This is a genomic window from Streptomyces sp. NPDC001204 (assembly GCF_053598035.1).
Window position 1 is genome coordinate 1 of record NZ_JBSFJL010000060.1, and the last position, 19,728, is coordinate 19,728.

The 19,728-nt window shown below is 68.4% G+C and carries 11 protein-coding genes and 8 pseudogenes; 9 read left to right on the forward strand and 10 right to left on the reverse strand.

The features are described from left to right. Window positions 1–223: 223 nt before the first annotated feature. A complete protein-coding gene (locus tag ACWC91_RS40395) occupies window positions 224–1,378 on the reverse strand; it encodes a glutathione-independent formaldehyde dehydrogenase (protein WP_376506336.1) in 1,155 nt (384 codons plus the stop codon). A gap of 249 nt (window positions 1,379–1,627) precedes the next feature. Here ACWC91_RS40395 and ACWC91_RS40400 point away from each other — a divergent pair. After that, a pseudogene (locus ACWC91_RS40400) lies at window positions 1,628–2,169 on the forward strand (transposase); the annotation flags it as partial. A gap of 827 nt (window positions 2,170–2,996) precedes the next feature. Here ACWC91_RS40400 and ACWC91_RS40405 read toward each other — a convergent pair. Further along, on the reverse strand, window positions 2,997–3,458 hold the full coding sequence (locus ACWC91_RS40405; RefSeq protein WP_225080408.1) for a DUF3592 domain-containing protein: 462 nt from the start codon (window positions 3,456–3,458) through the stop codon (window positions 2,997–2,999). 336 nt (window positions 3,459–3,794) lie between these two features. Between ACWC91_RS40405 and ACWC91_RS40410 the strand changes: the two are divergent. Both ACWC91_RS40410 and ACWC91_RS40415 read left to right on the forward strand, forming a co-directional pair. After that, window positions 3,795–4,991, forward strand: a pseudogene (locus tag ACWC91_RS40410) (RNA-guided endonuclease InsQ/TnpB family protein). Window positions 4,992–5,863: 872 nt separating this feature from the next. Beyond that, window positions 5,864–6,628: pseudogene (locus ACWC91_RS40415) on the forward strand (IS701 family transposase); the annotation flags it as partial. Window positions 6,629–6,650: 22 nt separating this feature from the next. Here ACWC91_RS40415 and ACWC91_RS40420 read toward each other — a convergent pair. Then, window positions 6,651–7,517, reverse strand: a complete 867-nt coding sequence (locus tag ACWC91_RS40420) for an LLM class flavin-dependent oxidoreductase (protein WP_376506098.1) — start codon at window positions 7,515–7,517, stop codon at window positions 6,651–6,653. A 545-nt stretch (window positions 7,518–8,062) separates the two neighbouring features. After that, window positions 8,063–8,671 carry a YdeI/OmpD-associated family protein gene (locus ACWC91_RS40425; protein ID WP_225080404.1) on the reverse strand — a complete coding sequence of 203 codons (609 nt, stop codon included), beginning with the start codon at window positions 8,669–8,671 and terminating at the stop codon, window positions 8,063–8,065. Window positions 8,672–8,845: 174 nt separating this feature from the next. On the opposite strand from ACWC91_RS40425, the gene ACWC91_RS40430 reads away from it, so the two are divergent. Continuing rightward, the gene (locus ACWC91_RS40430) at window positions 8,846–10,075 is read left to right on the forward strand and encodes an ISL3 family transposase (RefSeq protein WP_450643734.1); all 1,230 of its coding nucleotides are present in this window, start codon (window positions 8,846–8,848) and stop codon (window positions 10,073–10,075) included. 245 nt (window positions 10,076–10,320) lie between these two features. Here ACWC91_RS40430 and ACWC91_RS40435 read toward each other — a convergent pair whose 3' ends face one another. Further along, window positions 10,321–10,773 carry a hypothetical protein gene (locus ACWC91_RS40435; protein WP_141365785.1) on the reverse strand — a complete coding sequence of 151 codons (453 nt, stop codon included), beginning with the start codon at window positions 10,771–10,773 and terminating at the stop codon, window positions 10,321–10,323. 848 nt (window positions 10,774–11,621) lie between these two features. On the opposite strand from ACWC91_RS40435, the gene ACWC91_RS40440 reads away from it, so the two are divergent. After that, the gene (locus ACWC91_RS40440) at window positions 11,622–12,947 is read left to right on the forward strand and encodes a helix-turn-helix domain-containing protein (RefSeq protein WP_450643732.1); all 1,326 of its coding nucleotides are present in this window, start codon (window positions 11,622–11,624) and stop codon (window positions 12,945–12,947) included. A 105-nt stretch (window positions 12,948–13,052) separates the two neighbouring features. On the opposite strand, the gene ACWC91_RS40445 is transcribed toward ACWC91_RS40440, so the two are convergent. After that, window positions 13,053–13,349, reverse strand: a complete 297-nt coding sequence (locus ACWC91_RS40445; protein WP_225080401.1) for a hypothetical protein — start codon at window positions 13,347–13,349, stop codon at window positions 13,053–13,055. A gap of 82 nt (window positions 13,350–13,431) precedes the next feature. On the opposite strand from ACWC91_RS40445, the pseudogene ACWC91_RS40450 reads away from it, so the two are divergent. Continuing rightward, window positions 13,432–14,104: pseudogene (locus ACWC91_RS40450) on the forward strand (Tn3 family transposase); the annotation flags it as partial. A gap of 111 nt (window positions 14,105–14,215) precedes the next feature. On the opposite strand, the pseudogene ACWC91_RS40455 reads toward ACWC91_RS40450, so the two are convergent. Next, window positions 14,216–14,374: pseudogene (locus ACWC91_RS40455) on the reverse strand (VOC family protein); the annotation flags it as partial. A 166-nt stretch (window positions 14,375–14,540) separates the two neighbouring features. Between ACWC91_RS40455 and ACWC91_RS40460 the strand changes: the two are divergent. Then, window positions 14,541–15,560: pseudogene (locus tag ACWC91_RS40460) on the forward strand (MFS transporter); the annotation flags it as partial. A gap of 83 nt (window positions 15,561–15,643) precedes the next feature. Here the strand turns inward: ACWC91_RS40460 and ACWC91_RS40465 are convergent. Together ACWC91_RS40465 and ACWC91_RS40470 are read right to left on the reverse strand one after the other, a co-directional pair. Then, the gene (locus ACWC91_RS40465) at window positions 15,644–16,714 is read right to left on the reverse strand and encodes a helix-turn-helix transcriptional regulator (protein ID WP_450643731.1); all 1,071 of its coding nucleotides are present in this window, start codon (window positions 16,712–16,714) and stop codon (window positions 15,644–15,646) included. 342 nt (window positions 16,715–17,056) lie between these two features. Then, window positions 17,057–17,726, reverse strand: a pseudogene (locus ACWC91_RS40470) (IS110 family transposase). Window positions 17,727–18,069: 343 nt separating this feature from the next. Here ACWC91_RS40470 and ACWC91_RS40475 point away from each other — a divergent pair. Then, window positions 18,070–18,351 (forward strand): annotated as a pseudogene (locus tag ACWC91_RS40475) (IS5/IS1182 family transposase); the annotation flags it as partial. Between the two features lie 211 nt (window positions 18,352–18,562). Next, on the forward strand, window positions 18,563–19,111 hold the full coding sequence (locus ACWC91_RS40480; RefSeq protein WP_450643730.1) for a DUF1062 domain-containing protein: 549 nt from the start codon (window positions 18,563–18,565) through the stop codon (window positions 19,109–19,111). Between the two features lie 48 nt (window positions 19,112–19,159). Here the strand turns inward: ACWC91_RS40480 and ACWC91_RS40485 are convergent, their stop codons facing one another. Further along, entirely contained in the window at window positions 19,160–19,498 is a 339-nt protein-coding gene (locus ACWC91_RS40485; protein WP_450726288.1) for a DUF6233 domain-containing protein, read from the reverse strand. Window positions 19,499–19,728 lie beyond the last annotated feature (230 nt).

Consider the following 19,728-nt stretch of genomic DNA (forward strand, 5'->3'; position numbering starts at 1 on the left):
CTGGCGGCGCGCCGGGAGCCGGGGGCCGACCCGGAGATCGTGGACCGGGTACTGCGCCACCTGGATGTACGCAGTCTGCGGTGAGCCCCGCTCGGGCCGACCGAGTGCAATCGATCCGCGATTGGTCCATCTCGCCAACGGCAGGCGGCCCTTGGGATGCCCGAGCCACGAGGATGGTGCCGATGGCACGCCTGCCCGCGGTCAGGTTGCCGGTGACGATTGTTCAACGGGCGCCGCCATCAGGGTGCAGGACGACCTTGGTCCATCCGTTGTCACGGGCATCGAAGTGCTGGTAGGCCTCGGGGGCCCGGTGCAGCGGGAGTTCGTGGGAGACGATCCAGGACGGTGTGGCCTTGCCCTGCTGGATCAGGTTGCACAGCTGGCGGTTGTAGGCCTTGATGTTGGCCTGCCCGTTGCCGACCGACTGGCCCTTGAACCAGAACAGGCCGTAGTCGAAGGCGAATTCACCGTGCTGATACAGCTTGTCGGGGCTGCCGGGATCCTGGGGGATGAAGATGCCGACCACGCCGATGGTGCCGGTGAACTTCACCGACTCCACCAGGTTGTTCAGCGTCATGTTGGGGTGTTCGTGGCCCTGGGGGTCGTGGGCCTGGTAGCCCACGCACTCACAGCCCCGGTCCGCCCCGAGTCCGTTCGTGTGCTCGTTGACTTGGTCGACGGGCGAGGCCTTGGAGTCGTCGATGGGAATTGCCCCGATCTGCTCGGCCAGCGCCAGACGGTCCGGGTGGCGGTCCACGACCATGACCTTGGATGCGCTCTTGAGGTTCGCCGACAGTGCGGCCATCAGGCCGACCGGGCCGGCACCGTAGATCACCACGGTGTCGCCGGGCCGTACCTTGGCCAGTTCCGTGCAGTGCCAACCGGTGGGGAAGACGTCGGAGAGCATCACGTAGTCGGTCTGCCGCTCCCGGGCCTCTTCCGGCAGGACCAGACAGTTGTGGTCACCGTAGGGCACGCGCAGCAGTTCGGCCTGCCCGCCGCTGTACGGGCCCATGTCGGCGAAGCCGTAGGCGGCACCAGCCGTCTTCGGATTGTCGGCAGTGGTCAGGCAGAACGCGGTCAGCCCCTGCTCGCAGTTCCGGCAGAAACCGCAACTGATGTTGAACGGCAGGCAGACCAGATCCCCGACCCTGACCCTGTCGACCCCGGCACCGACCTCGGTCACCTCCCCCAGGTTCTCGTGGCCGAAGATCCGTCCCTGCTCGAAGTCCGTGCGGCCCTCATACATGTGCAGGTCCGAACCGCAGATGTTGGTGCTGGTGATCCTCACCAGCACATCGGTGGGCCGTTCGATGCGCGCGTCGGGGACATCCTTCACACTGACGGTGCGCGGCCCGTCATATACAACAGCCTTCATGGCTTCCCCTTCAATTGCTTCACCACACGATGGCCGGCATCAGGAGCTGCACGTGGGGATCAGGTCACTCTTGACGAGGACTCGTCCCGGGCAGGCGCCGGAACGATCCCGCGCTCCGCAACGCCCTCGGCCGTCGGTGACCACTACCGCACCACCGCTCTTCCACCCTCCCACCCTCATCAGGCGTGTCAAGCCGTCGTCGGGACTGTAAATCGTTCGGTGTAACTCCCGATCATGGAAGATGCATCGATGACCAGTGAGAACGTGGCCGAGCACGAGGCTGTTGAGGCGGCAGCGGCTGTGTCGGCGAAGGCCGTGGACGACCACCTGATCGACGAGCTGGTGAGCCGGGCCCAGGCCGAGGGTCTGCAGCTGACCGGCGAGGGCGGGCTGCTTCAGCAGCTGACAAACGGCTGTTGGAGTCCGCCCTGGAGGGTGAGATAACCGATCACCTCGGCTATGACAAGCACCATCCGGCGGGCAAGAACGGCGGCAACTCCCGCAACGGCACCCGCGCCAAGACCGTGCTCACCGACGTGGGACCGGTCGAGATAGTCGTGCCCCGCGACCGGGACGGCTCCTTTGAGCCGAAGATCGCCAAGAAGCGGCAGAAGCGCCTGACCGGCGTCGACGAGATGGTCATCTCGCTGGCCGCGAAGGGCCTGACCACCGGTGAGGTCCAGGCCCATCTCGCGGAGGTCTACGGTGCCGAGGTCTCCCGGCAGACCACCTCCACCATCACCGACAGGGTCCTGGACGGCATGGCCGAATGGCAGAACCGACCGCTGGACGCCGCTTGAGTTCTATCGGTGATTGCGAACGCCCCAGAAGGAGAGCGTTCGGATGCCCAGGTACGCCCCCAACAAGATGCCGACGGCGTATCACCGGCCACCCTCAAGCGCGCCGCTTCAGGCGCGGTTCTCCTGGAGTGGCTCACAGTCACGCAATTCTGCATCGCCTGCTTCGCCGCTGCAGCTCCTCACATACGTCTCATCCCGAACGCCGCCGAACTTGAAAAGCTGTGGCGGACGGCCCGCACGGAAGAACGCGGCACCCTGCACCTCAAGAACCCGCGGCCCGAGTACATCGCAGATCAGGCCGATTTTCAGTCACGCCCTGTATGCCCTGTACGAACGCGCCGGGGCCCCTCCGCTGCGCCAGGTCCAGCACCGGGGCGGAGGGCCGCTCCACCTGCCGCTGAGAAGTGGCTCGCTGCGTGGAAGAACTCGCTTCCTGTCAGCGCCGCGATCCTGAAGGCGCTCACCGAAGAAGCGGCACTCCTCACGGCTGCAGCACTGAGATGAGGCTGAAGCACCGGTTGCAGTGACGGCCGTCCCTCGCCAAGAAGACGGCCGTCACGGCTCGGGGCGATGCACGCTACCGCTCTTGTCCCCACGCCTACCGCGCCCGGGCCGCTTTCAACGGGTCTGCAACGATGGAGACTGGCTTCCCTGCGGATCCGTCGTGCCCGCCCAGTCCACCCGTCCCTCCCAGACGCACTTGGGCGAGGACCTGCCAGGCCAAGGCCCGGCCCGTAGACCACCCGATCATGACCCCAGTGTGGGTTCGAGTCCCTGGCGGCGCACAGATGTAGGGCCCGTCGTGATCACGACGGGTCCTACGGCGGGAAGCCGTCCGCCAGCGAGAAGACGGTGCGGACGACGACCATGAAGATGACGCAGCCGGCGATGAAGACGCCCAGGAAGGCCAGCAGGCAGCCGGACTCCGCCGCCAGCTTCCCGCGTGCCGGGGCGTGGGCGGTCGCCCGCTCCGGGTGCTCGGCCGTGTAGTGGACGGTGACGATGTCGCCCTCGACGATCGTCGCCGGCCCGTTGCTCTCCTCGAAACGGACGCCGCGGCCCTCCCGGGTCCTGTACTCGTACACGTGGTGCAGCGTCGTACTGACCTGGGTCTCCCCACCGCCACTTGTCGTGGTGAACGTGCGCAGGCACCGCGCCTCGGCCGTGAGCCCGCTGTTCCAGGCGCTGCGCACGTCCCGGGAGCGGCCGATGACTTTGATCAGCATGACGATCGCGCCGCCGATCATGAGCAGCGGCACGATGTAGAACAGCATTTCCATGAGGCCCCCGGACTCCGTGCGCGACCGTGGTCGGCCAGCGTGGGAGGACCCTACACGCGCCGACTGGACCGGAGACTCAGAAAATGCTCAGAACCAGCTTGCCGAACCGGGGTGCGATGTGCCGGTTTGGTGTCAGTGACGGCATGTCAAGCCGGGATGTTTTCGCTGGTCGGGCGTTGAGTAGGAGTGAGGTCACCAAAACCTCCGAAGGACGCCCCGGCCTTCAGGCTGGGGAGGAATTCGGTCGCCCGCGGAGCGGGTCAGGGAAAGCCGTTTCGCCGACAGGCGAACCGGCGTGGACTGTCGTACGGCGCCGATAGGTTGGCGCTTGTGACGATGCAGCAGCAGGAGACGGAGGACGCCGGGTGTGCCCGGTACGTTTTCCGGCTGCGTGTGTCCGCCACCGCCGAGAGGCAGCTGACGGGCGAGTGGGGGCGCTGCCGCTGGGTCTGGAACGAGTGCGTCGCCCGGTCCAAGAAGGCGTTCGCCGACGGCGAGAGGTGCGGCCCGGCGCAGCTGGACAGGATGCTGACCGAGGCCCGCGCCGGCAACGCCTGGCTGCGGGAGGGCTCGTCGGTTCCGCAGCAGCAGATCATCCGGGACTTCGGCAGGTCCCGTGCGAAGGCGTTGAAGGACATCAAGGCGGGGCTGCCGATGCGCCGGCGCGCGGGGATGCCCGGGCATAAGAAGCTCAAGGACTCCCGGCCGAGCCTGAACTACACGCGGCGCGGTTTCCGGCTCAAGGACGGGCGGCTGCGCCTGGCGGGCGGCATCAGCCTGACGGTGGTGTGGTCGCGGCAGGTTCCGGCCGGCCCGTCGTCGGTGCGCGTGTACCGCGATGGCGTCGGCCACTGGTACGCGAGCTTTGTCCTTCCGGCCGAGGTGCAGCCGCTGCCGCGTACTGGTGCGGTGATTGGTATCGACTGGGGTGTGAAGGAGTTGCGACCACCACGTCCGATGCCCACGATCTTCCGCATCCGCTGCACGGGAGGAAGGCCGCGGGGAAGTTGGCCCGTACCAGCGGATGATGTCCCGCCGGAAGCCGAAAGGGGCCGGGCCGCCTCGAAGGGCTACCGCACGGCGCGGCGGCAGGCTGCGAAGCTGCACCGGAAGATCGCCCGGCAGCGGCAGGACACCGGCCGCAAGTGGGCCAAGGCAGTGGTCCGCGACCACGATGCCATCGCGGTGGAGGACTTCCGCCCGAAGTTCCTCGCCAAGTCCTCGATGGCCCGCAAGGCAGCAGACGCGGCGATCGGCGCCACGAAGAAGGCCCTGGTCGAAATGGGCCGCAAGCACGGCCGTGCCGTGCACCTGGTCAACCCCGCGCACACCACGATGGACTGCGCACAGTGCGGTGCGAGAGCCAAGCACGCACTCCTCCTTTCGGAACGTACCCACACGTGCACCGCGTGCGGAGCCGTCTCGCCGAGAGACAAGAACTCCGCATCCGTGATGCTCGTCCGGGCTGGTCTGACCCCGGCTGGTGCTGAAGGCGCAAGACCTTCTGGAGCGCTGCTCCAGGGGGCTGCCTGAGCCAGGAATCCCCCGCCCTTCAGGCGAGGGAGCAGTCAATGTCGTGGGGTGGTGTGTGCGAGTCGTCTTACTGTCATGGGGCGGTACACCCCACCTCTCCGATGAAGCTCTCCATGATCCGCCCAACGATCCCCCATAGCGCCCCTACGCCGCCGCCCAATCGAGATCGAGCCCGAGGGCCCGTTGGTGGCGCCAAGGGCAGCGATCAAGGAAGGCAGTGGTCCGCAGCAGTTCCGGCGCGTGGGTACCGTGGTCGAGTGAGTCATGACGTTCTCGCGATGTGGGATCGCATTGAATCCTGGCTGAAGGTCAACGCACCGAACTCGTATGCCCCGTTGCGGCCGCCCGCCGCACCAGAGCCGATCGCGGCGGCACAGGCACACATGGGTGTGAGCTGGCCGGAGGAGGTGTCGGCGCTGTGGCTGCGGCATGACGGCGCCGAATTCTTCGAGGTCGACGGTGACGAGGAAAGCGAGGTCGATCCGGCGAGGTTCCTGGCCCGGGTACACCTTCCTGCCGCTGAGCGGAGTCACCCGGGTGTACGCCGCACGCAGCGATCCGGACACCGGCGCTGTCGGCTTTTCCGGGTGGGTGCCGCTGTCCGGTGCCGACGACGACTACGCGGGGGAGATGGTGGTGGTCGACGTGCCGGATGCCATCCGGGTGGGCCGCTGGTTTTCGACCGACAGTGCCTATCTGCACCGTGAGTACAGCACGCTGGGCGGCTACCTGGAGGCCGTCGCGGAGGCGCTGGAATCGGGTAACCGGGACCGCTGGCGGACCGCAACGGAGTGGTGCCGGGAGTGGCCCTGGGGTGCCTGGTGTGGCAGAACCCGCGGGCGGTGTCCGTCGTACAAGCCCCCTGGGAACCGATCACGGCGGCGCTGGACGCCGGGATCGGCGCCTCCTGGGCGACCGGCGACGAGGCCTACGGTCAAGACCCGGCTCTGCGTGCCTTGTTGGAGTCCCGCCGGACCGGCTACGTCCTGGCCGTCACCCGCAGCACGCGGGTGCGGATCAACCAGGGACACACCGCCGTCCGCGCCGACGCCGTGGCCGACCACCTGCCTGCCTCGGCCTGGCACCGGCAGAGCGCCGGAGCCGGCGCGAAGGGGCCGCGCTACTACGACTGGGCCTGGATCGAGATCGATACCGACGGCCACCGGCACCTGCTGATCCGCCGCAACCCGCACAGCGGCGAACTCGCCTTCTACCTGTGCTGGTCCCCGAGACGGGTGCCGCTGTCCGAGCTGGCCCGGGTGGCCGGGACCAGGTGGCGCGTCGAGGAGTGCTTCCAGGCCACGAAAGGCCAGGTCGGCCTGGACCACTACCAGGTCCGCCACTGGACCGCCTGGCACCGGCACATCACCCTGGCCATGCTCGCCCTGGCCTTCCTGGCAGTCCTCGCCGCCGACGCGACGCCGGCCAGGACCGCCCAACCGAACCGGCACGCCCGCGGCACCGACCCGATCGACCTGACCGTCCCTGAGATCCGCCACCTGCTCGGCGCCTTCCTGGTTCCACCGGCCATGTCCCCGCACAGCCTGCTGACCTGGTCAAACTGGCGCAGACTCCATCAAGCAACCGCCCGCCGCTGCCACTACCAGCGACGCCTCGCCGAGCCCTCGACCGGCTAGATCATGACGTCACACTGGAGCACTAATCGAGTACCGGTGGCCCCGCCTCGATGCGCCGCAGCACAGGAGCCAGGCAGTCCACATCGGGGCCGGGATCGAGTTGCCTTTCGTCCCACCAGGTGGCACCCGCATCGCGCAGCGGGCCGATCACATCCTTGGCCTTGGCAGCGTCCGCCAGAGTGGCGCCGCCAACTACGAGGTCGAAGGGGCGCTGCGTGTCGTCTTCTCGATGGCCGCGCACATAGGTGATCAACTCCCGCACGTCCTCGCGGTCCGGTGGGCATCCATGCAGGGCGTTCTTAAACAGAGGAACCGCGCCGTCCCACCGCGCGGCCCGTCGCATGGGCGGACGGTTCGGCCAGAATCCCCCGATCCAGACCGGTGGCCGGGGCCGCTGTACGGTGGCGGGCTGCAGGCTCACGTTCCGCGCCTGGTAGTGCCGACCGTGATGGTCGACGGCCTCGCCCGTCCAGAACCGCCCCAACAACTCCAGCCCTTCATCCAGCCGCTCGGCGAGCACACGTCGATCGGTGGAGTCGCCGAAGCTGCCGTACTCGTCCTCGACCGGCCCACCCAGCCCCGCGGCGAAGTTGGCCCTGCCTCCGCTGAGGTTGTCCAAGGTGGCCACCTGCCGCGCGAGTTGCTGCGGCCGATAACGAGCTACCGGAGTGAGCAGCGTCCCCACCCGGATCCGTGACGTCGCGAGTGCGGCCGCGGTCAGCAACATCCACGCGTCCCCGAAAGGCCGCCCCGAGTATCCCCGGTAATGGACGTGGTCCCAGACGAAGAGCCCGTCCCACCCGGACTCCTCGGCCGCCGCCGCTGCGGTCGCCACGTTTCGGGGGTCGGCGAAGTCGCCGAAGTTCGGGATATTGATCGAGAAGCGCATCTGGGAAGCGTGGGCTACCCCACCTGCCCAGGCAACGGATTATGCGCGGTCACACAGTGGAATCTATCGGTGCCCCCGGCTGCGAGGGCACGAAGAACGAGCAGCCGAGGGCCGAGCGCGAAATCGAGCCTGGGGATGAGCGGGGACAAGGTTCGCGACCAAGCCGACGCTGGCCGGACAAATGATCACGGCGGCACTGGATGCCGGGATCGGCGCCTTCCTGGTTCCATCGGCCACGTCCCCGCACAGCCTGCTGACCTGGTCAAACTGGCGCAGACTCCATCAAGCAACCGCCCACCGCAGCCACTGCCAGCGACGCCTCGCCGAGCCCTCGACCGGATAGATCACGAAGCCACACTGGAGTACTAGGACCTTGTTCCCGCTGAATCCAGAGGCACTTTCCAGGGTCTTCGATCTTGAGCGGTGCGCCTGCTCAGGGCCTCTGACGTTTCGTTACGCTCAGCGACGGCAGTTGGTGACTGCTGCCGGGGCCGCAGGCGCGCCGGGAGTCCAGGGCAGCACATGGCCACGGTCCCTCTCCGTGACTACGGGTGCAGCTTCTCGCCCTTCGCCAGCATCGCTACGTACCTTTCGATCCGGCGCGCCCGGGTCTCGGCCTTCTTGGCGTCTTGGATCCGGTACAGGATCGCGTAGCGGTTCTGCCGGTCCAGTGTCTCGAAGAACTCCGCCGCGGCCGGGTCGGCGGTCAGGGCCGCCGTGAGGTCGTCCGGCACCGTGGCGGTCTTCGCGCCGTCGTAGGCCGCTTCCCAGCGGCCGTCTGCCTTGGCGCGGTCGACCTCGGCCTGTCCCGGCGGATGCATCCGGCCCTGCTCGATCAGGGCGGCCACCTTGTCCCGGTTGGCCTTGGACCACTTGCTGCGCGGCTTGCGCGGGGTGAACCGCTGGAGCCACCACTGGTCGTCGAACTTGGCCTTCTGGCCGTCGATCCAGCCGTAGCAGAGTGCCGCGTCGAGCGCCTGGGTGTAGTCCAGAGCGGCGATTCCGGGGCCCTTCTTGCGAAGCTTGAGCCAGATGCCGGGCGAGACGGCGTGGTTCTCGCCGAGCCATGCCTGGAATGCCTCGGCGGATTCGAATGCGACGATCTCCAAGTCCTGAGTCACCCCAGTAGCGAACCACACCCGGCCGATTGTCATGAGACATTCGGCACGGCCCCGGATGCGGGGTGCCCGTGGGCCTGCGTGATCATCTCTGTTCTCGACGCAGAGCGATCATGAAGGAGCCACGGGCTTGGTCAACGGTACGACGTTGCTGCTCGACCTCGACGGGGTGTCCGTCGCGCGGGTTGAGCGGCTGGCCGACGAGTTCACCTGGTCACGGCCGACGAGACAGCCAGAGCCTGCCCGGCCTGCGGGGTGTTCGCCACCCGGGTTAAGGGCTCGGCGGTGACCCGGCCACGCGATCTCCCTTACGGCGAGGGCGGATTGGAGTTCCGCTGGCACAAGCGCCGCTGGTGGTGCCGCAAGGCCGGCTGCCCTCGCCGGTCCTTCACCGAGCAGATCCCGCAGATCCCGGCCGGCGCCAGGCTGACCGCCCGGCTGCGGGATACGGCCGGGCGCCGCATACGGGATGCCGGCTCCACGGTCCTCCAGGCCGCGCCGGATCTGCATCTGTCCTGGCCGACCGTGATGGAAGTCTTCCGCACGCAGGCACGCGACGTCACCGAGGCACCTCTGCCGCAGGTCGCAGTACTGGGCATCGACGAGACCCGCCGCGGACGGCCTCGCTGGGAACAGGATGCGGAGACCGGCAAGTGGTGCCTGACCCGGGACCGGTGGCACACCGGCTTCGTCGACGCCCTCGGCCACGGCGGGCTTCTCGGACAAGTCGAGGGCCGCACCGTCGCCGATGTCCTGGCCTGGCTCGCCACCACCAGCCTGGACTGGAGAAAGGGCATCGGCTATGTCGCCATCGACATGTCGGCCACCTACCGCGCCGCGATCCGCATCGGCCTGGCGCACGCCACCGTCGTGGTCGATCACTTCCACGTGGTCCAGCTCGCCAACAAGATGCTGTCCATGGTCAGGCGCCGCACCACCGCCGAGACCCGCGGCCGGCGCGGACGGGCGAGCGACCCGGAGCGGAAGGCCAGACGACGGCTGCTGCGCAACCGCGGGGACCTCACCGACGACCAGTTCGCCACCATGTGGAACACGCTCCTGGGCGAGGGGAAGATCGGGCAGACGCTACTGACGGCCTGGATCGCCAAAGACAACCTGCGCACCCTCCTCGCCCTGGCCCGCACCGGAGCCGACCGTCACCAAGTCGGCTACGCCCGCTGGAAATTCCTCACCTGGTGTGCGGACTCCGACATCCCCGAAGTCCGCCAGCTCGCCACCACCGTCGACCGCTGGTGGCCGGAGATCGCCGCGTTCATCCACACCGGACACAGCAACGCCAAGAGCGAAGGGACCAACCGCGTGATCAAGCTCACTGCCCGCAACGCGTTCGGCTTCCGCAACCCCGCCAACCAACGCCTACGTACACGCTGCGTCACCACCCGCCGGGCCCGCGGACACCTCCGCACCGCTCAACTTTGAAGACCCTCCTTACGCCGACTCTGTTGTCTCTCACGTCATAACAGGGCGAAGGTTGCCTGATGCGGCACTAGACACTCGCATCGTTGCAGCTCAGGGGCACCTTTTCCTAAATCCGGATCAGTTGATCCCGCCCGGCTGAATACCCGAGGCCGGGGCTTGACACGCGCATTCCCCCGCTCCGCACAGACGCCTGCCCGGGCCACTGCCTCGCATCGGCACGCAGTGGCCCAGGCAGGTGTGCTGCGCTACTTGCGGAGGCTCTTGGTGTCGATGCGGAAGACCTGGTGGCCGCGGTTCACATCGACGAAGAGCTTCATCTTCCCCGAGCTGAAGGTCAAAGTGACGATGGCCTCGGTGTTGCGGCCGATGCTGCCGTTGTCGGCGACCTTCCAGGCGAGCGGCACGTTCTGGGCGCGCAGGACGCCGTTGGCGTGGTTCTTCGCCTCCCAGGCGTTCAGCCTCTTCTGGAAGCCGGCGGTGAGGTAGTGGCTGCGCAGGGCCTTCCCGAGGTGGCCGCTGTCCTCGTCGATCAGCGCATCGATGTAGGCGCCGTAGAAGTCGGCGACGCGGGTGAGGTTGTCGGACGGCTTGCCGCTGACGCTGCGCGGGGTCCCGGCGGAGGCCTGGACGGCGGTGCCGAGACCGAGGCCGACGGTGAGGACGCCGGCGACGAGAGCGGTGCGGGTCTTACTGTTCATGTCTGTTCTCCGTTTTCGAATGGTCGAATGGCCGAATGGCCGGGCTGTGCTGCGGAGGTCGGTTCCGGGCCGCCCCTCCGACCCCGTGACGGGAGGAGGGCCCCGGACGGCCCCGTCAGCGGGCCTGTCCGCGGCCTTGGCGGCCGTCTGCTGGAAAGCCTTCACCGGAGCGCCCTCGAAGCCGCCGAACTGTGCCCCGTGCAAGACCCTGACGATGCGGCCGTCCCGGCCGACCGACAGCAGGCGGACGTCGCCCGCACCCCAGGAGGTCTCGGTGAGGACACCGCAGACGCGGGAGCCCTCCTCGACGGACAGCTTCCGCAGTCCTTGCCGGTGGCCTCGGTGCCCGGGCCCCGCCGCTCGGTGCGGTCGCGCAGGACGTGATGCCCCTGTTCAGCCACGAGGCCGGCTGCTTCGCCCAGCAGGTCCCGGGCAGGACCACGGTGATCCGTCGGGCGTTCGTGTCCAGGCCGGTGCGGCGGCAGGTCCGCGGCCGCCAGGAAAGCCAAGCGCCTCCAAAGCGGCGGCGGCTGGTCCGGCGAGCGCCACGGCCAGACCCGTGACGGCGCCTGCGAGGAGCGGACCTGCTCGGGTGCGCTCACGCATGACTGTCCCCCCGGTGAATGAGTGCGGTGAACGCATGAGTGCAGTGCATGCGTCTCGGACGTCGCCTGCCGCCAGTTGGCCGGTCCGGCCCTGGTCGGTGCGACACCCAGAGCATCGGCGTCACCGCAGCCCCGCGCAACGACTGACGCCCTCTTGGCGACGGTGGAACCATCCCAGCCCATCTGACGTGCAGGTATGTGAGTGCCTGGAATGCGGGATCGCAGGCGGACAACGGGGGAACTGTGCCGATTCGAGACGATGCCGAGGAGTTCGCGGCGCTGCTGCGCCGGCTGAAGGACCGCACGGACCGCAGCTACGGTTCCCTGGCCCGCCGCCTCACCATGAACACCTCCACACTGCACCGGTACTGCGCGGGCGAGGCGGTGCCTCAGGACTTCGCGCCCGTGGAGCGGCTCGCGGCCTTCTGCGAGGCGACACCGCAGGAGCGGCTCGAACTGCACCGGCTGTGGCTGTCGGCGGTGGCGGCTCGGCAGCGGGCGCGTACGGCCGCTTCGGCACCGCCACCCGCAGCGATCCCCGCACCCGCAGCGGTCCCGGACCGGGCGCTCGCCGAGGAGAACAGTCCCGCAGAGCAGCCCGGGAACGGTCCCGACCCGGACAGGCCCGTCCCCTCCCCCCCTCCCCGCCCCTGGCACCGCCGCCGACGGATCCTGGCGTCCACCGCTGCCGCCTGCGCACTGCTCGCTGCTGCGGGCAGCGTGTCCGTCCTGTCGGGCGGCCACTCCCTTGAGGCGGACGCCTCCGGCTCCGCCGGCCCGCGGACGACCGCCCCCGGCGCACCCCAACGTCCGGCGAAACCGTCAGCCACCGCCTCCCTCTCCCCTTCCCGGAGGTCCGCGCCGCCCGGCCCCCCGCAGAAGGCCCCCGCCCCGTCCGCCACCGGCAGCGGTCCCGCCTCGGCCGCGAAGCCGGCCACCGGCCTGCCCCTCACCTGGAGCGCCGACTCCCAGGTCTGGGACATGGGCTGCAGCTACGATTACGTCATCGACAAGCCGCCCGCACACGTGCCTCCACCGCCGGTGCAGCAGGACGCCGGGGCGTGGGCGGCGACGCAGGGCGCAGTGCCCGGGGGGCAGACGTTGGTGCAGGTCACGGTGCAGGGGCGGTCGTCCACGGCCGTGGTCCTGGAGGCGCTGCGCGTCCGCATCGCCAACCGCGGCAACCCGGCCGCCGGGAGCGCGTACGCCATGGACCAGGGCTGCGGCAGCGAGTTGGCACCCCGCCGCTTCACCGTGGACCTCGATGTCGACCGCCCTGTCATCCGTGCGAGGAGCGGCTCCGGCACAGGACACGCTATCGCGGCCGTGGACTTCCCGTACCGCGTCTCCGCCGAGGACGCGGAGGTGCTGCAGGTCGTCGCGGCGACACAGCTCTACGACGCCCGCTGGTACCTCGAACTCGACTGGTCCTCCCAGGGCCGCACCGGCACGATCCGCATCGACGACCACGGCCACCCGTTCCGCACCACCAGCATCAAGGGAGCACCGCACTACTGGTACGGCAGAAACCGCGCAGGCGAGCGTGCCTGGGTCCCGTACGACGGCTGAAGGCCTTCGTTTGGATCGCCCGGCGGACCGGAGGCAGATTCCGGCGATGTGAAGCTCACCTCCCGCGCCTACGACGGGCTGGCGAAGATCCTGGCGGCGTTGCGCTCACACGACGCCCAGGTGGTCGAGCGGCTGGCCGCTGTCCAGGTCCAGAACCGCAGCCCCAAGGGCCGCCCCGGGTTGGAGGGGGGACGGCGTGAACGCCGGCGGCTGCGCCCCGGGCACCGCGAACTGCGACTCGTGGTCGCACGCCTGGGCATACACCCCAGCAGCGGAGAACACGATGGCGTAGTCGTTGCCGGCGCCGTCCCTCATCGAGGCCATCTCCTCGCCCGGCGACCAGCCGGAATCGAAGGAGTAGTACCTCCACTCCCACTCAGGGCTCAGAACGGCATCCAACATCGCCAGGGACCTGGACCGATCGCGGACCGTCGCGATGGCGGGCAGCTGCTTGATCACTTCATACACCGACGCGGAGCCATCGGGCTGTAACTTCTCCCCGCGCTTCCAGGACCTGGACGACCAGCGGTTCTGGCGGGCGGAGATGGACGGGATCGAGACCGGCGGCTACGGGCCGCTGACAGATCTCGCCCGCACCAACAAGGTGAACCTGAAGAAGGTGACCACCCAGTGGGAGGACATGCTGAAGGTGGCCGGCTCGCTGGTCACCAACCAGGTGCGGGCCTATGACCTGCTGCGGATGTTCGGCAACCATGGACGGCCCACGCCGCTGGGGCAGGCGTTCGCCGAGTACGGGCGCATGGCCAAGACACTGCACCTGCTCGAGGTCGTCGACCCCGTCGATGACACCTACCGGCGGCAGATGGGTAAGCAGCTGTCCGTCCAGGAGTCCCGCCACACCCTCGCCCGGGACATCTGCCACGGCAAGCGCGGCACCATCCGTCAGGCATACCGGGACGGGATGGAAGATCAACTAGGGTCGCTGGGGCTGGTGTTGAACGCCGTGGTGCTGTGGATCACGAAGTACATCGACGCTGCGGTCGCCCGTCTGCGCGCCGAGGGCCACGAGATCAGCGACGAGGATGTCGCCCGCCTCTCCCCGTTGAAGTTCAAGAACCTCAACGTCCTGGGGCCGCTACAGCTTCACCCCCTCCACCCCGCGCCAGGGCCTGCGCCCGCTGCGCGACCCGGACGCCCCGAGCTTGACGATGACGACGCCGGCGGTGGCGAGGAGTGAGGCGGGCGGCCTGACGGAGCTGGCACCGCCGGGCGCGCAGCACTGGTGTCGAGGGCGGTCGCGGCCCGGCCTACGCCGTGCAGAACTCGTTGCCTTCCGGGTCCTGCATGATCCACCAGTGCCCGGCAGGCCCCTTGTGGACCTCGCGGACGCGGGTTGCCCCCGGCTTGTCGAGGCCGCCGCGCTCACTGTGGACGTCGAGGTGCAGGCGGTTCTTGCACAGTGAGGGACTCGGCCAGGCGGCCTGACTGATTGATGGAGAGATCCGCAGGTCTCCGCGATGTGGCTTCAGGAGCACAACGGAGGTCTGGCGCCGCAGACGACGACACAGAAGATGACGCTGTGCGGAAACTTCACTGACAGAAGATGTCAGTGAACCTCCGGACAGTGGAGCCATGATCTTCAGTCACAACTCCCGCCGGGCCGAGCGGCTGCTTGTGCCCGCTGCTTTCGCCACCGCTCTCGGCAACAATGTCCAGCTCATCGTCGGTGCACTGCTCATGATCAGGGAGCAGCAGACCATGATGGCCGTCGGCTGGCTCTTCATCGCCGTCGCCGGGCCGCAGGCGCTGCTGTCGCCCTTCTTTGGGCGGCTGGCCGACCGCTTCGACCGGCGGGCCCTGTGGATCGGCTGCGATATCACCAGTGCGGCGCTGGCTCTCGCACTGCCGCTGTGGCTGGCCTGCGGAGGCTCCCCGGGGCCCGGCATCTACAGCGCCAATTTGGCGCTCGCCGTGGTCGGTGCCCTGTTCTTCCCGGCAAGCTCCGCGCTGATCAAGGAACGGGTCCCGGCGGACCGGCTGCGGCGGTTCAACGCCCGCTACGAGATGGGGACCCAGGCGGGGATGCTGCTGTCGGCGACGATCGGCGGGCTGTCCGTCCAGGCGTTCGGTGCCGTGCCGCTGCTGGTGTTCAACGCCGGGACCTTCATCGTCTCGGCGCTCTGCGTCGTCGCGGTGGCGCGTCGCCCGGACCGGGCGCTGACGGGCACCGCTGCCGGGGGGCCAGCGCCGGCAGCGGCTCCGCGCGGGCCGCTGCGGATGCGCCGCTTCATCCTGCTCTACGCCCAGGGGAGCGTGGTCGTCACGGTATTCAATGCTCTGCTGCCCACCGCCGTCATCGGTGAACTCCGTCTGGGGGCAGCGACGTTCGGTGCCGTGGACGCTCTCGGATGCCTCGGTTTCCTGGCGGCCACCGGTGCGTACCGGATCGTCAGCCGACACAGTCCCGACCTTCGCATCGCCGTCGTGGGCTTTCTGCTCTGCAATGTTGGCCTGGTGCTGCAGAGCCAGTTCGGGATCGTCGGCTATCTCGTCGGGGTGCCGCTGGGTGCGTTCTTCTTCGGGCAGGCCCGGATCGCCTCCCGGACCATGCTGATGACCTCGGCCGATGATGCCACTGTGGGCAGGGTCTTCGGGCTGGCGAACGGTGGCGGGCTGGCGGCTACGGTCGCTGTGATGTTCCTGGTCGCGACGGTCACTGACCACAGCGACACGCGCTACGGCTTTGGGGTCCTCGCCGCCCTTGCGCTGCTGGCGACCCTGTCCGCCGGACTGCTGCTCAGATCGCCGGCCCCCGCCCGGCTTGATGAGTCCGCTGGTCGGTACCGGTCGACCACGGCCGCCGCCGTCTCCACGATCCCGCGACGCAGCTCCTCGGGGGCGAGCACCTCGATGTCCGACCCCAGTGACAGCAGTATGGGCACCGCAAGCTCGACCGACTCCAGCGGCACCGTCGCCGTCACCCAGCCATCTGCCTCCGGCGGCCCTGCCGAGGCTTCGACGGCGCGGACCAGTGCCACGTCCAGGCGGTCTGGCAGCGCGGACAGCAGCGCTGGAGCAATCCGGACGGAGGCCTGAAGCCGCAGCCTGCGCACGTCGTAGACGGTGAGGTAATCCTGCCAGTGGGCGGCCAGGTCGAACCCCTCAGGGCGCTCGAAACCGACCTCTCCGACGTCCAGGCGGAGGATCGAAGACACCCGGTACGTCCGCACGGCGCCGTCCACCGCTGCGACGAGGTACCAGACGCCCGCCTTGAGGACCAGGCCGTAGGGGTCGAGCTGGCGCTCGACCTCCTGCGGCTCGGCCCAACGTCGGTAGCGCACACTGATCCGCCGCTGGTTCCACACTGCGTCGGCGAGCGCCACAAGAGCAGGCGGGGAGTCCTGTTCCCGGTACCAGCCGAGAGCGTCGAGGTGGAACCGCTCACGGACCCGGCCTGCCCGGTCCCGCAGCGGTGCGGGCAGCGCCGCGGTCAGTTTCAGCTGCGCCGCCGCCAGCACCTCTCCCAGCCCCAGGTCGTCCGCAGCGCCCGGCAGCCCGGCCAGAAACAGAGACTCGGCCTCGTCGGCATGCAGCCCGGTGAGTCGGGTCCGGTAGCCGCCAAGCAGCTGGTAACCGCCGCCGTGCCCGCCGTCCCCGTAGACCGGAATGCCCGCGCCGCTCAGCGAGTCGATGTCCCGATAGACGGTCCGCACCGAGACACCCAGCTCCTCAGCGAGCTCACCAGCCGTCAGCCTGCCCCGGTTCTGCAGCAGGAGGACGAGAGAGAGAAGCCGGACCGCACGCATGAACCAATCATTCCAGGCCCGGGTCGCGTTCGGGCGCCTGAGACCGCCTTGGACGCCGTGGACCTTGGACTGCTCCACGTGCACCTGGAGAACGACCAGAGCTATGAACGACCGGATGCGTCACACTCTGGATTCTCATAAACGGTCCTTTGTCCGAGCAAGATCAAAGATGACGCTCCGGTGATCGCGAAGCGCTGGTTCGGTTCGCAGAACTCGTATTCACTCAAAGGTGAGTCCGGGGTACTTCGGTCATGGAATGCATCCGCGTCGGCCGCGCCGGTGGCGGACACCCGCGTACCCGACCACCTCAGCGGCGACAAGACACCCCATGCAGCTATGGGGTCAAGCAGCTGTTGCGAGCGTTGGCAGAGCCGGTGGGGCGAAGGCGACCGCTTCGTCGCATTTCTGACGGGTGGTCAGGCAGTGATGGAGCTGGCCGATCAGGCGGTTGAACAGGTTGCGGAGGGCCGCGTGGTGCGGTCGCCGGCTTCCCGTCGGCGGTTGTAGTGGGAATGAGCTCCGACTGAAGCGGTGAGTGCGGCGAACGCCCAGTGCCGGCCGGCCGCTGCCAGGCGGCTGTTCTTGATCCGGCGGTGGCTGACGCGACGGCTCTTGCCGGATTCCCTCGTTACCGGGGCGCTTCCGGCGTAGGCCTTCAGGTCTCGGGCCGTGGCGAACCGGGTGTGGTCGTCACCGCGGCGTCCTGATGGTCGGACTTCTTGGCGGAGACGACGTGTCGGTCGCGGTAACGTGCGACAGCCATCGGGTTGATCGCGTACACCCGGCGGTCAGAGGCCCGAAGACAGGCCACGAGAAGTCCGCGAGATGTCTCAATCGCGATCGGGATCGGATCGTCCGGGCTGTCACCGTGCTCGGCAAGCAACTGAAGCAGGTCCTGGAGGCCCGCTGCGTCGTCGCCGATCCGGAGCTTGCCGAGCAGTCGGGCGTCCTGATCGACCACGGCAACGTCGTGGTGATCCTCAGCCCAGTCGATTCCGCAGGTCACGTGCACCGCGCGCTCCTTTCGGGCCTTCCCTGTCCGTCCGTGTCGGGCCGTGGCAGGACCACCCGGCGACCTAATAAAAGCGCTCATGGGCGCACCACCCCATCAGCCGTCCGTGGCCCCAGCAGTGTCCAGCGTCCTCGCCCTCGTGAAGAGCTCCGCGGCTCCAGCTGATTGGGAGGTGTTCCTGGGTACGGCTCGAACCACGGCACGGTATGGCGGCCGAGCTCGAATCGGCAGAGGCCGTGCATGCGTCCCTCTTGTCGAAGCACTCCCAGGCGCTGCATACAGTCCAGACGTCTCGCCCGGCCCCTGCCAGGACTGACAACTGTCAATCCACAGTGCCTATTAGGCGTACTCCTCCCACCGCAACCGCCGCTACCTGCGACGGCGCCAGATCAAGCACACCATCCCCGAGCCGAAGAACCAGCGGGCCAACCGCCAGCGACGGGGCAGCAGGGGCGGCCGGCCCGTCGGCTTCGGCAAGACGATCTACAAGCGGAGGAACGAAGTTGAGCGGACGATCAACGCCCTCAAGAACTTCTGGGCCGTCGTGACGAGGTTCGACAAGCGCGCCTACGTCTTCCACGGCACCGTCGCCATTGCCTCGATCCGAATCTGGCTCCGCCCATGATCCGCCGGGCAGAACCTGGCGGTGAGGCGCTCGAAAACCAGTGGAGCAGCGCCGCTGCGTGCCATTACCGTGCTGCCGAGCCAAGTCGTCAAGGCAAGGACGTGCCGTTGTACACCCTGTGAGACCTCCCGAGTGCTGATCTGTCGCGCGTCGCGCCTGTGCGCCGCGCTGCTTTTTGCTGCGGACTTCTCACTGAAACCGGTGTACTTCTGTGCTCAATGACTGGGTGGTCATGCCCACCTGCCTGCCAGCGGTTCTCCGCCGCTGCCCCGCGTGCGCGTCCGACCGCTTCCGGGCGAACGGCAAATTCCGCGTCAACGCAAACCACAAGCTCCTCGACGCCTGGCTCCTCGTGCTCTGCACCGCTTGTGGGGACACGGCAAAGCTCACGGTCCTGGAGCGGATGAACGTGCGCTCCGTACGACCTGAGCTGCTGGACCGGATGCATGACAACGACCCTGGCCTGGCGGCTGAGTTGCTCCAGGATCCGGTCGTGCGGCGCCGTAATCGCATTGCCCTCGACTGGGACAACGCCTGGCGCCTCGACACCGGCGGATCGGATCACCTGGACCGCGAGGTGATCGACGTCTCGGTCCGCTTCGTGGCGCGGATCCCTGTCCGGCCGATGCGACTGATCGCTGAAGGGTGCGGTCTGTCGCGGGCCGAGGTCGAGAGACTAATCGCGGAGGGCAAACTCGTTTCGGCAGTCCGGCTGAGCGGCAAGCTCTCCGGCGACTTCACCTTCACGCTCAAGCGCTGAGCCCCCTCGGATCCAGGGGCCTGTCCGGCAAGATCCGCCGGACAGGCCCTAGCCGTCCAGGTGGCCGAGTTCGGCGTCAGGCCGGCAGTGCACGCAGGCCTCGACGCCTTCGCTCAGTGCTCGTAGGGCGACGTCCCGTGGTACGCCTTTCCAGTGTTTGCCTGCCATATGGCAGCCGCCGACGTGGACGGCGACGGCCGGTGAGTCGCGGCTCAGGCCGCCTTCGAGGATCCAGTCGGGTGCGGCCGGCCGGGCCTGCTCACCGCGCTGGCGCTCCTGCTCGAGGCGCTCGGTTATAGCGATCTGCTGCCGTACCCGGTCGAGGGTGAGGACGAGCCACGTCTCCAGGGCGCGGAGGTGGGGCAGGTCAGGCGGAAGATCGTTCATACGTTCGATTCTAGCTAGAGGGCAGGGCCAGACGGTGACGACGTTGCCGGACGACGCGCGTGAATCGGCCTACGTGAGTGGATCCGGCGGCAACGACGCCGCGCACCGGTCGTTGTGAGTGGCATGGGACGGGCTTCGAGAGCACGGTCAGCGATCCGTACTCAGCGAACGGCGGACGGCGGCCTGCTGATCCGCCGGCCCCGGCCCGTGGACGAGCAGGACCTTGCTTG

Bases quoted from the DNA above. Each gene is read 5' to 3' on its own strand.
- ACWC91_RS40395 (WP_376506336.1), bottom strand. From the start codon at position 1,378: ATGAAGGCTGTTGTATATGACGGGCCGCGCACCGTCAGTGTGAAGGAT.
- ACWC91_RS40405 (WP_225080408.1), bottom strand. From the start codon at position 3,458: ATGGAAATGCTGTTCTACATCGTGCCGCTGCTCATGATCGGCGGCGCG.
- ACWC91_RS40420 (WP_376506098.1), bottom strand. From the start codon at position 7,517: ATGCGCTTCTCGATCAATATCCCGAACTTCGGCGACTTCGCCGACCCC.
- ACWC91_RS40425 (WP_225080404.1), bottom strand. From the start codon at position 8,671: ATGACAATCGGCCGGGTGTGGTTCGCTACTGGGGTGACTCAGGACTTG.
- ACWC91_RS40435 (WP_141365785.1), bottom strand. From the start codon at position 10,773: ATGAACAGTAAGACCCGCACCGCTCTCGTCGCCGGCGTCCTCACCGTC.
- ACWC91_RS40445 (WP_225080401.1), bottom strand. From the start codon at position 13,349: ATGTTGGATGCCGTTCTGAGCCCTGAGTGGGAGTGGAGGTACTACTCC.
- ACWC91_RS40465 (WP_450643731.1), bottom strand. From the start codon at position 16,714: ATGCGTGCGGTCCGGCTTCTCTCTCTCGTCCTCCTGCTGCAGAACCGG.
- ACWC91_RS40485 (WP_450726288.1), bottom strand. From the start codon at position 19,498: ATGAACGATCTTCCGCCTGACCTGCCCCACCTCCGCGCCCTGGAGACG.